Origin of the sequence: Rhodococcus ruber (assembly GCF_027270735.1) — a bacterium.
Taxonomy (GTDB): domain Bacteria; phylum Actinomycetota; class Actinomycetes; order Mycobacteriales; family Mycobacteriaceae; genus Rhodococcoides; species Rhodococcoides rubrum_A.
The window spans coordinates 1-11125 of the sequence record NZ_JAPWIJ010000023.1 but is presented as its reverse complement, the minus strand read 5'-3'; the positions used below and the strand labels follow the sequence as shown (position 1 = coordinate 11125).

12 protein-coding genes are annotated in these 11125 nt (G+C 64.0%); 4 read left to right on the top strand and 8 right to left on the bottom strand.

Going from position 1 to position 11125, the window contains the following annotated elements; all coding sequences use genetic code 11:
• Positions 1-103 precede the first annotated feature (103 nt).
• The 4 genes from O4220_RS27545 to O4220_RS27530 are packed head-to-tail and all read right to left on the bottom strand — an operon-like array spanning position 104 to position 3428.
• The gene (locus O4220_RS27545; RefSeq protein WP_269608721.1) at positions 104-850 is read right to left on the bottom strand and encodes an amino acid ABC transporter ATP-binding protein; all 747 of its coding nucleotides are present in this window, start codon (positions 848-850) and stop codon (positions 104-106) included.
• Positions 847-2337 carry an ABC transporter permease subunit gene (locus O4220_RS27540; RefSeq protein ID WP_269608720.1) on the bottom strand — a complete coding sequence of 497 codons (1491 nt, stop codon included), beginning with the start codon at positions 2335-2337 and terminating at the stop codon, positions 847-849. The genes O4220_RS27545 and O4220_RS27540 overlap by 4 nt, the downstream gene beginning before the upstream one ends.
• Before the next feature lie 39 nt (positions 2338-2376).
• Positions 2377-2859, bottom strand: coding sequence for a RidA family protein (locus tag O4220_RS27535; RefSeq protein WP_269608719.1), 483 nt, complete (start codon positions 2857-2859; stop codon positions 2377-2379).
• A 14-nt stretch (positions 2860-2873) separates the two neighbouring features.
• Positions 2874-3428: a histidine phosphatase family protein gene (locus O4220_RS27530; protein WP_269608718.1), complete on the bottom strand. Its 555-nt coding sequence runs from the start codon at positions 3426-3428 to the stop codon at positions 2874-2876.
• A 78-nt stretch (positions 3429-3506) separates the two neighbouring features.
• On the opposite strand from O4220_RS27530, the gene O4220_RS27525 reads away from it, so the two are divergent.
• Together O4220_RS27525 and O4220_RS27520 are read left to right on the top strand one after the other, a co-directional pair.
• Entirely contained in the window at positions 3507-4682 is a 1176-nt protein-coding gene (locus O4220_RS27525; RefSeq protein ID WP_032396511.1) for an acyl-CoA dehydrogenase family protein, read from the top strand.
• Between the two features lie 16 nt (positions 4683-4698).
• A complete protein-coding gene (locus tag O4220_RS27520; RefSeq protein WP_269608717.1) occupies positions 4699-5826 on the top strand; it encodes an acyl-CoA dehydrogenase family protein in 1128 nt (375 codons plus the stop codon).
• A gap of 73 nt (positions 5827-5899) precedes the next feature.
• On the opposite strand, the gene O4220_RS27515 is transcribed toward O4220_RS27520, so the two are convergent.
• Positions 5900-6709, bottom strand: a complete 810-nt coding sequence (locus O4220_RS27515) for an alpha/beta fold hydrolase (RefSeq protein WP_269608716.1) — start codon at positions 6707-6709, stop codon at positions 5900-5902.
• Positions 6710-6867: 158 nt separating this feature from the next.
• Here O4220_RS27515 and O4220_RS27510 point away from each other — a divergent pair, with 158 nt between their 5' ends.
• Complete coding sequence (locus O4220_RS27510) at positions 6868-7779, top strand: phosphodiesterase (RefSeq protein ID WP_269608723.1); 912 nt, start codon at positions 6868-6870, stop codon at positions 7777-7779.
• On the opposite strand, the gene O4220_RS27505 is transcribed toward O4220_RS27510, so the two are convergent.
• The 3 genes from O4220_RS27505 to O4220_RS27495 all read right to left on the bottom strand — a co-directional run bounded on the left by O4220_RS27505 (position 7776) and on the right by O4220_RS27495 (position 10470).
• Positions 7776-9275 (bottom strand): stealth family protein, encoded by a 1500-nt coding sequence (locus O4220_RS27505; protein ID WP_269608722.1) that lies wholly within the window; start codon positions 9273-9275, stop codon positions 7776-7778. The genes O4220_RS27510 and O4220_RS27505 overlap by 4 nt on opposite strands.
• A gap of 153 nt (positions 9276-9428) precedes the next feature.
• Complete coding sequence (locus tag O4220_RS27500; protein ID WP_269608715.1) at positions 9429-9791, bottom strand: VanZ family protein; 363 nt, start codon at positions 9789-9791, stop codon at positions 9429-9431.
• Between the two features lie 10 nt (positions 9792-9801).
• A complete protein-coding gene (locus O4220_RS27495; RefSeq protein ID WP_269608714.1) occupies positions 9802-10470 on the bottom strand; it encodes a class I SAM-dependent methyltransferase in 669 nt (222 codons plus the stop codon).
• An 83-nt stretch (positions 10471-10553) separates the two neighbouring features.
• On the opposite strand from O4220_RS27495, the gene O4220_RS27490 reads away from it, so the two are divergent.
• Positions 10554-11027 carry a phosphoribosyltransferase gene (locus O4220_RS27490; RefSeq protein WP_269608713.1) on the top strand — a complete coding sequence of 158 codons (474 nt, stop codon included), beginning with the start codon at positions 10554-10556 and terminating at the stop codon, positions 11025-11027.
• Positions 11028-11125: the final 98 nt, after the last annotated feature.

Below are 11125 nucleotides of genomic sequence, written 5' to 3'. Positions count from 1 at the left end.
GAGCGGAAACGAGTCACACCTTCCACCTCGACGAACAACTCCAGTATCACTGAGCGGAAACTCGACCCCTGCTACGAAGTTCCACTCACATGCGCGCAGCGCTCTACGCCAATATCCGCTGCAGGAACTGTCGTGTGCGGGGCTCGGTCGGGTTCACCAGCACCTGTTCCGGCGTGCCGCGTTCGAGGACGACGCCGTTCTCGATGAACAACACCTGATCGGCGACTTGCTGGGCGAAGCGGATTTCGTGGGTGACGATCACCATCGTCCAACCCTCGGCAGCAAGGTTTTTGATGACGGCCAGAACTTCGCCCACGAGTTCGGGATCAAGGGCCGAAGTGGGCTCGTCGAACAGCATCAGTTTGGGGTGCAGGGCGAGGGCGCGAGCAATTCCGACGCGCTGTTGCTGGCCACCGGAGAGCTGGAACGGGTACTGATCGGACTTGGCGTCGAGACCGATCTGGTCGAGGATTGCGTGCGCGTCGCGAATGGCGTCGTCCTTGGCGCGCTTCTGCACGATCACCGGTCCCTCGATGATGTTCTGCAGCACCGTCTTGTGCGGAAACAGGTTGTGGCTCTGGAACACCATGCCGCTCTGGGCGCGGAAGTGACGGAGTTGCGCCGCGCCGACGGGCTCGGCGAAATCCACCGACACATCGCCGATTCGGATGATCCCTGCGTCGGCTCGGTCGAGTGCGTTCAATGTACGGAGCACCGTGGTCTTGCCGGATCCGGACGGCCCGATGATGACGGTGACGGTGCCGGACGGCACGGTGAACGAGATGTCCTTCAGCACCTCGAGTGGCCCGAACGACTTCTTCAGAGCGGATACTTCCAGCAGGTCTGTCATTTCGCCACGTACCTGTCGAGTCGGACTTCGAGCTTGCCTTGGAAGAACGAGAGAACGATGCAGATCAGCCAGTAGTAGAGCGCTGCAACGGAGTAGAGGGTGAAGAAGTCGAAGGTCGGTGCCGCCGCGAGTTGCGCGACGCGCAGCAGCTCGGTCACCAGGATGGTCGACGCGAGCGAGGTGTCCTTGACCAGCGAGATCAGCGTGTTCGACAACGGTGGTACCGCGGTGCGTAGTGCTTGCGGAAGCACGATGCGCTGCAACGTGGTTCGGTAGCCCATGCCAATGGTTTGCGCGGCCTCCCATTGGCCCTTGGGCACGCTCAGTATCGCCGCACGGATGACCTCAGCGGCATAACCACCGACGTTCAACGAGAACGCGACCACTGCGGCCGGGAACGGTGAGATCACGATGCCGAACTGCGGCAGCCCGTAGAAGATGATGAACAGCTGCAGCAGTAGGGGAGTGCCGCGGATGATCGAGACGTAGAACCGGGCGACCGCAGCGAGCGGCTTGATCGACGAGATGCGGGCCAACGCGACCGCGAGGGCGATGACGAGTCCGACCACGAAACTGATGGCGGTCAGCGGAATGGTCATCGTGACAGTGGCTTTGAGCATCGGCCACAAGTTGTCGAGAACCAACTGAGTTTTGGACGGAGCCGTCGACGCGGCGTCGTCGCTCACCGGAACCACGGTGTCCGCCGTCGGTGCGGCGACGTCGCTACCGAAGTACTTCTTCGAGATCTCGGCGATGGTGCCGTTTTCACGCAGCGTGTCGACGGCCGCATCGACCTCGTCCATGAGGCCGCTGTTCTTGCGGGCCACGAAGGATTGGAGAGTCGTGTCCCCGGTCTCGCCGGCAATCTTCACACCGGTGTCGCCGGTCTGCTGCAGGTACTCGGCGATCGCGAGGGAGTCGTTGACGGTGGCGTCGACGCGGCCGTCCTTGACGAGGGTGACCGCCTGGACGAATCCTTCGACGGCTTCGACGTTGGCACCTGCGTTCGCAGCGACCTCGGCCCAGTTGCTCGTCGAGGATTGGGCGGTGGTCTTGCCGGACAGATCGGCCAGAGTCGCGATAGTGGAGTCGTCTGCAGCGGTGAGGATCTGACCTTCCGACACGGTGTAGGGCGTGGACAGGTCGTACGCCGATTGCCGGGCCGGGGTGATCGAGACCTGGTTGGCGATGAGGTCGAATCGCTGGGATTGCAGGCCGGCGAATATCGAGTCGAACGGCGTCTGCACGAAGTCGACGCGGACCCCCAGTTCCGCACCGACCGCGTTGATTACGTCGATGTCGTACCCGGTGAGCTGGCCGTCCGCGCCCTGATAGCTGAACGGGCTGTACGTGCCTTCGGTGCCGACCACCAGCACCCCGTCGTCGCGGACGCGGTCCAGCAACGACTGAGAGGACGAGCTGCATCCGGACAACCCCAGTATGGCGATCAGAATCGCGACCAGAGCAAGAGTAGATCTGCGCACCATCCGCGCCTGCTTTCACCGTAACTACGAGTGCACCGAAACCTACCCGTCGATCTCCAATTCCGCTGACACCACCACGGTGTTGTTCATCGGTAGTGCCGCCACCCCGAGCGCAGTGCGCGCGTGCGCACCGATTTCTGGCCCGAAAATCGCCAGCACCAGATCGGAGAATCCGTTGACGACCGTCGTGGTCTGGGTGAAGCCGTGATCGGCATTGACCGATCCGGTGACGTTGAGCCACGCGCTGATTCGATCGAGATCGCCGACGGCGCGGGCGACACTACCGAGGAGGGCCAGTGCGGTGTCGCGCGCGGCATCGGTGGCTGCGTCGAGACTCACGTGCGACGGGACTGCGCCGAACGGGCCCGCCAGAGTCCCGTCCGGAGCCAACGGAGAATGCCCGGAGGCGAACACTCGGTTGCCTCGTACCCGCACCCACTCGAACGAGAACTCGAAACCCGGCGGCGCGGTCGGTTCCCCGGGCATTGTGAAACCGAGTTCGGTGATGCGACGTTCGATCTCCATGAACGAAAATCCTGTCAGACCGCAACACCGTTGATGGTGCGAACGGTCCAGCGCGAACCGTCGTGTTCGAGGGTGGAGACTCCGGCGTTGAGAATACGAGGCGAGTGCCGCCGCCGTATCGCGTCGAAGATCGCTCGGATGACGCCGCCGTGCGCCACGGCGATCACCGCGGAGTCCGGGTAGCGCGAGGCGATGTCGTCGACGGCGCGCACGCCTCGCACGATCAGATTCGAGCGGGGCTCCAAGCCGGGGTACATGCCGTTCGGCCAGTGCGAATACGCATCCCAGTCGGTGAATCCCTCGGCCTCGCCGAAGTGTCGTTCGGCCAGATCGGGGAACTCGGCGGTGCGTGCCAGTCCGAGGTGGGCACCGATGATGTCGGCGGTTTCGGCTGCTCGGACCAACGGTGAACTGACCAGGTGGTCCCACTGGCGGTACTCGAGTTCGTAGCCGGCCTCGCGGGCCTGAGCACGGCCGGTGTCGTTGAGCGGAATGTCCGAAGAGCCCTGCAGACGCCCGTGCAGATTCCAGTTCGTTTCACCGTGCCGAACCAGTGCCAGAAAAGTCATAGTGAGCGGAGAATATCCCAGAGTTACCAGGGAGTACGGTCGATACGAAGATACGTGAACGAGCTTGGAGGATTGTCGATGAATCTTGCCCTGACAGAAGAAGAGGCCGCGTTCCGTGACGAGATGCGGACGTTCTTCACTACGAAGGTCCCCGCCGAGATTCGTGAGAAGAGCGCGACGGGTCAGGAGTTGAGCAAGGACGAGGTGGTCACGACCATGCGAATCCTGAACGAGAACGGCTTGGCGGTGCCGCACTGGCCCGCCGAGTTCGGTGGCCGCGACTGGACTGCTGTGCAGCGCCACATCTGGCTCGACGAAATGCAGCTGGCGTCGGTACCCGAGCCCCTGGCCTTCAACGCCTCGATGGTCGGCCCGGTCATCGCGACGTTCGGCTCTCAGGAACTCAAGGAGAAGTTCCTGCCGAAGACGGCGAACCTCGACATCTGGTGGTGCCAGGGGTTCTCCGAGCCCGAGGCGGGATCGGACCTGGCGTCGCTCCGCACCACCGCTATCCGCGACGGTGACGATTACATCGTTAACGGACAGAAGACGTGGACCACGCTCGGCCAGTACGCCGACTGGATCTTCGCGCTCGTGCGGACCAACCCGGACGCGCCGAAGAAGCAGGCCGGAATCTCCTTCCTGCTCATCGATCTGAACACCCCCGGCATCGAGATGCGGCCCATCAAGCTGATCGACGGCAGCGTCGAGGTCAACGAGGTCTTCTTCGACAACGTCCGTGTTCCGGCCGAGAACCTCGTCGGCGAGGAGAACCAGGGTTGGAGCTACGCCAAGTTCCTGCTCGGCAACGAGCGCACCGGCGTCGCCCGGGCCGGACACACCAAAGTGCATCTGGGACAGGCGAAGAAGCACGCTGCGCAGACGAAGGTCGGAAGCGGCACGCTGCTCGACGACCCACTGTTCGCCGCCAAGATGGCCGAGGTCGAGAACGAACTGCTCGCCCTCGAGCTGACTCAGCTGCGCCTGGTGTCCAGCTCGGACGACGGCAAGCCGAATCCGGCCTCGTCCATTCTGAAGCTGCGGGGATCGGAATTGCAGCAGGCCACAACCGAATTGCTGATGGACGTCGCCGGCCCGGACTCACTGCCCTACGAGGCGGGCGAGGACATCGAGAGCGAGGGCTGGGCGCAGCGCTCGGTACCGGGGTATCTCAACTACCGCAAGGTGTCGATCTACGGCGGCTCGAACGAGGTTCAGCGCACCATCATCGCGTCGGCGATTCTCGGACTGTAAGGGAGCATCTGAAGACATGGATTTCGAACTCAACGAAGAGCAGAAGCTGCTGCGCGACACCACTCGTGAGGTCCTCTCGCGGGCCTACGACACCGAGAAGCGCAACAAGATCGTTGCCGGTGAGCTGGGCTGGAGCACCGACGTCTGGAAGCAGCTGGCCGAGGTCGGCCTGCTGGGTCTGACGTTCAGCGAGGAAGACGGGGGCATGGACGCCGGTCCCGTGGAGATCATGGCGGTGATGACCGAGGTCGGACGACGCCTCGCACCCGAGCCGATCCTCGATGCCGTGCTCGTCCCGGGCGGGTTGATCTCCGAGCTCGGTAGTGCCGAGCAGCGCTCACGGCTCCTGCCGCCGGTGGCCGAGGGATCGTCGATGTTGGCGTTCGCGCACAACGAATCCGGCAGCCGCTGGCCCAACATCGAGGTCGCCACCACCGCCACCGAGGACGGTGGGTCGTGGTCGATCAACGGTGTCAAGAATCCGGTACCGCACGGCGGTAGCGCGAACGTGATCGTCGTCAGTGCCGTGCTTCCCACCGGAGGAACCGGACTGTTCGTCGTCGATGCCGACGCGACCGGTCTCACACGCAAGTCCTACGCCACTCACGACGGTCAGCGCGCCGCACAGATCGAATTCGTGGACGTCGCGGCCGAGCCGCTCGGCACCGCCGAGAATGCGGCTGCGGCGATCACCGGTGCCGAGGTTCGGGCGCAGGCTGCGCTGTGTGCGGAGGCAATCGGTGCGATGGAAGAAGCGCTCCGCCTGACCACCGATTACCTCAAGGCGCGCAAGCAGTTCGGGGTTCCGCTGGCCAAGTTCCAGGCGCTCACCTTCCGGGCGGCGGACATGTACGTGCTGCTCGAGCTCGCCCGCAGCATGAGCCTCTACGCCACGATGTCGCTGGCGGACGGCAATGTCGACCCGACCATCGCGTCGCGCGCCAAGCTGCAGATTTCGCGGTCCGGCCGCAAGCTCGGCCAAGAGGCGATCCAGTTGCACGGCGGCATCGGCGTCACCGCCGAGTATCCGGTCGGGCACTACACCAGCCGGCTCGTGGCCATCGAGCACACTCTCGGTGGTGCCGACGAGCACCTGCGCATCCTCGCGTCGAAGGTCTCCGATCACGACCTCATCGGGATCTGACACACCCCAGAAGACGACTCGGGCCCGGTCACCTTTCGAAGGTGGCCGGGCCCGAGTCGTGTCCAGAGACGCGTCAGCTGCCCGAATCGGCTTGGACCACAAGGTCGGCCACGGCTGCGGGGTTGGAGACCAGGATCGCGTGCGAGCCCGGTACTTCGGTCACCGTCGCCCCGGCCCGTTGCGCCATGAAGCGTTCCGCTGAAGTCGGGATGATCTGATCCTGCTGGGGGATCAACGCCCAGGACGGGGTGTGTGCCCAGGACGGTGGGCCGCTCGGCTCGAGCAACGCCCCGGCGGCGATGGTCTTCTGGTGAGCGACCATGCGCGCGGCCTGCTCCTCGCTCACGTCGGGTGCGAAGAACGGGCGAAACAGAGCGGGTGTGATGTACGAGTCGACGTTCTTGCCGATCAGGTTGGACGAGTCGTCGACGATCGACAGACCGATCACCGGTGGGACCAGGGCCGTCACGGGGAATCGGAACGGATCGAGTTCGAGCGCGACGGCTTCACCTTCGACGGGCATGAATGCCGCGATGTAGACCAGCGCCTCCACATTGTCGGCGTGCACGTTGCTGATCACCGTGCCGCCGTACGAATGGCCTACCAGCACGACCGGGCCGTCGATGCTCTCGACCACATCTGTCACCGACGCGGCGTCGATCGCGGGCCCGCGTAGCGAGTTCTCTGCGGTCACCACCGGGTAGCCGCGGCCGCGCAGGTTTGCTGCGACGCCGTCCCAGCTGGTGCTGTCGGCGAAGGCTCCGTGCACGAGAACCACGGTAGGCAGGCCCTGCGCAGCGGCCGGGGCCGCGCCGATACCGACCATCGTGCCCACGGTCAATGCCGCGGCCGCGAGCAGTGAAGTCCACTTCGGTTTCGTCATGCGTTCAACCTGTCACACGCTCAAAGTTTCCGCGGTGTTCACCGCGAAGATTCGACCAGCTTTTTCTCAGTGAACGCTCGTATGCTTGGCTTGCAGCAGTGGCGTTCGCCCGGCCGGGCGAACGTGAAACGGTAGGTCCGATCGTGAGCGAGAGTTCGATGAAGTCTCGGATGGCCGAGTACCCACGTCCCCATCACTGCTTACTGCATATCAGTGACACGCACCTCGTCGACGGAGACGGCCGGTTGTACGGCGGCGTGGACAGCGAGTTGCGGCTCGAACAGGTGATGACCGACGTACGCAACTCGGGTGTGCGGCCCGATGCTCTGGTGTTCACCGGAGATCTGACCGACAAGGGTGAGGCGGGTGCCTACGAAAAGCTCCGCGCTCTGGTCGAGCCGGTTGCCGAGGAGCTCGGCGCACAGATCGTCTGGGCGATGGGCAATCACGACGACCGTGCGACGTTCCGTCGGACGCTGCTCGATGCCGAACCGAGCGGGCAGTCCATCGATCGCGTGCACGATGTCGACGGTCTCCGCGTCATCACCCTGGACACCACGGTTCCGGGTAAGCACCACGGCGAACTCGGTGACGAGCAATTGGCCTGGCTGGCCGACACTCTCGCAACGCCCGCCGAGTTCGGCACGATCCTGGCGATGCACCATCCGCCGGTACCGACCGTGCTCGATCTCGCAGTGCTGGTCGAGCTGATCGATCAGCCGCGGCTCGCGAGCGTGCTTCGCGGAACCGATGTGCGGTCCATTCTTGCCGGGCACCTGCACTATTCGACCACCGCCACCTTCGCGGGCATACCCGTCTCGGTGGCGTCGGCCACCTGTTATACCCAGGATCTCAACGTGCTCGCAGGCGGGCTGCGCGGCCGCGACGGGGCTCAGGGGTACAACCTGGTCCACGTCTACGAAAACACCGTCGTCCATTCGGTGGTACCGACGGGTTCGTACGACACAGTGGGAGAAGCGGTCTCGGCGGAAGAGACGGCACGCAGGCTCGATGCGGCGGGAGTCACCATCGCAGACAGCGCCCGACGAAAGACGTTCAGCGACGCCTAGCGCTGTTCGCGCTCCCACGGCGCGACGATGGGGAAGTACTTGTCCAGGAACTGGGTCACGGTGCGGGTGCGCAGATCCAGGTCGACTTCCGGGAAGCTGCCGTCGTTGAGGCAGAAGAAGTCGACAGATCGCTTGGGGAGCAGCTTTTCCATCAGGTCGAGACCGGCCACGGACGTGGTGTCGATGTACCGAACCTTCGCGTCTTTCTGGACCACCGCGCGTCCGCTCATCAGCGCGTAGTAGTGGTACAGCGAGTTCGTCACCGAGATGTTGGTGCTCGCGCGAAATGCACTCGCCGCGGTGGAGGCGAACTCGTCCGGGAACTCGTTTTCCATTTCCTGCATCACACTGCGGCGCAACGGAGTTGCTGCATGTTCGAGATGCCGGGTGGTGGTCATTCCGAATCTGTCCTGCAGGATTCGACGGTTCACCCGCGCCGCGTTCTCGAAGCCGCTGCGATCGGCGTCGCTGTAACCCAACCCGATTCGCGTCGTCGCCTCGATGAACATGCTGATTCCGCCGGGGGAGAAGAACATCGACGGACTGACCGGACGGCCGAAGAACATGTCGTCGTTCGAGTACAGGAAGTGTTCGGACAAGCCGGGGATGTGGTGCAGCTGGCTTTCGACGGCCTGCGAATTGTGTGTCGGCAGAACGGAGGTATCCACGAAGAACGCCTCGCTCGGCACGAATGTCACCTTGGGATGGTCGGCGAGCCACGCCGGTCTCGGGGAGTCGGTGGCCACGAAGATGCGCCTGATCCACGGTGCGTACATGTGAACCGATCGCAGGGCGTACTTCAGTTCGTCGATCTGCCGGTAGCGGGCCGCTGAATCGTCGCCCTCACCGACGACGTAGTTCGCCATCCGCCGCGCACGCTGAGCCTGAAACTCTGCTGACGAGCCGTCGACCCACGAGAACACGATGTCGATGTCGAAATTGATGTCCGACGCGTGGTCGGCAAACATGTTCTCGATGGTCGGCCACGTTCTACCGAAGCGCTCGACGGTGCCGCGGACGGCCTCGTCGGGCCGAATGTTGCGTCGGGTCAGGGAGTTCTCGATCGGCAGCACGATCTCGGCCGGGGAGAAAGACCACAATTCGATCTGCACCGCCGTCGATGCGCCGTAATACAGCCCACTGAACGGCTCGACGCGCGGTCGGTAGAGGCGCACTATCCGCGCGTTCGCGGACGGGGAGAGTGTGCCGTCGGCTACCAGCACGGCTTTCCCGCGCGCATCGACGGTTTTGGAGTAGAAGGGCTCGGCGCGGCAGGCGTGCACCAGCGCCGTGGTGAGCGCGTCCCGGGCAGCCAGTTCGATGGCGATGACGGGTCGTTCGTCGTTGCCGCGAACGAGCAGGTATTTGATCCGTGCGGCGTCGAGTACGGCCCGGACGAACAACAGATCCTCGACCATCGCCTGGTGCGGTGTGGTGGAGGTGATCGTCAGTGCGTAGCGGCCGTCGTGGCTGACCACGTCGGACCGTTCGCTCAGGCGGGCTGCGGACGCTGCAGATTCTCGGGTGACGGCATCATTTGTCTCGTGCTCCGGTGGAACGAGGTAGATATCGTGCGGGGCAGAAGACGAGGTGATGGCGTTCCTTCCGGAGTGTGCGCGCTGGCCGAGGAAACCCGGTGCGGACTCAGTCTAGTGCAGGTCCGGGGCTTTGTTGACGCGCTGCGGTAGAACCCAGTTCGCCGCGACCAGGCCCACCGCAACTCCGGCGGCGTCGGCGAGAGCGTCGGCGACCGATCCGGAGCGTCCCAGAGGCAGGATCGCCTGCAGGACCTCGGAGATCGTCGCGAACGCCAATACCCACAGAGCGGTCCTCGCCCAGCCGATTCCGGCCAGACGGGAGGTGTAGGCGAGGGCCGCGAACAGCGTGAAGTGGATGATCTTGTCGCTGTGCTGAAATCCGGAAGGCACCCCGGACGCGGGGGTGAAGAGCACGATCAACGCGACGACGAAGGTGACGGCCAGGGGAATTCGATACGTCGACTGCAAGAACACCACGAAGAGTTTACCGGCGTTGCAGCACCACGACCGTGTCGATTCGATCGTCGCCGTCCGGCGTCGTGCGGGTGCGGTGTTCGGCGTGGATCACCTCGAACCCGTCGCCTGCCGCAGCGACGACCGGTTCCGGTGCGAACAGTCGGTGCTTGGCCGGATGCTGCGAGGCGTGGCTGTCGCTGGGGCTGTGGCCGACGATCAGCAGTCGCCCATTCGGTGCGACCGCGGCGGCGAACCTGCGGGTGGTCAGTTCGAGTTCGTCCGGTGGCACCTGCAGGAAGTGCACCGACACCAGATCGAATGCCGAGGCCGGGGGAGTCCAGTCCAGAACGTCTTCCTGCTGCCAGGTCACCGCGAGTGTCCGCGGCTCGAGTGCTTGTTGTGCTGCGCGAGCGCGGCCGAGGGCGACATCGGAGATGTCGACGCCGGTGACGTTCCATCCTTCACCGGCGAGCCACAGGGAGTCGGCACCTTCTCCGCAGCCGATGTCCAGGGCGCGGCCCGGAGTCAGCTCGGACGCTTCCTGTACCAACACGGCATTGGGATTTCCGCTCCAGATGGCGGTGCGTTGGTTGTAGAGGTCGTCCCAGAATGCTTCGTCGAAGGCACCGTTCTCGAAATCCGGCTCTGCGCCGGTTCGGTCGGCGGGAGGAGTGTGAGCGTGTGTGTGGTCGGCCATGGTTCGAGACTGCCTGCTCGGGGCCACGGACGCAAACAATTTTGCTGTTTCGGCAACAGTGGATCTGGGTAGAGTGGTTTGTCATGACCGAACAGGAACGTGAAGTACTGACGTGGGTGACGTTCGGAGACGCCTCGCGCGACCTGACCAAGAAGATCGTCGACGACGGGTTCGTTCCGGACATCGTCATCGCGATCGCCCGTGGCGGACTCATTCCCGCGGGTGCGATCGCCTACGCGATGGGCGTCAAGGCTGCCGGCACCCTCAACGTCGAGTTCTACTCCGACATCGAGGAGACCCTGCCCGATCCCGTTGTCCTCGAACCACTTCTGGACACCGATGCGATCGTCGGCAAGAAGTTGCTCGTCGTCGACGACGTCGCCGATTCCGGCCGCACCCTTGCGCTGGTGATCGACCTGCTGAAGGCGCATACGCCCGACGTGCGGTCGGCCGTCATCTACACAAAGCCGAGAACCATTGTGCAGCCGGATTATTCGTGGCGAGAGACCGACAAGTGGATCAATTTTCCATGGTCCACGTTGCCGGTCATCACCTGATTGCTCCGGATACAGCTCGCGGTGATCAGACGAAAGGCGTCACCCTAATGGGACTTGATCGGCGAGTCTCCGGCTGGAATTGGCGCAACCGGAGAACG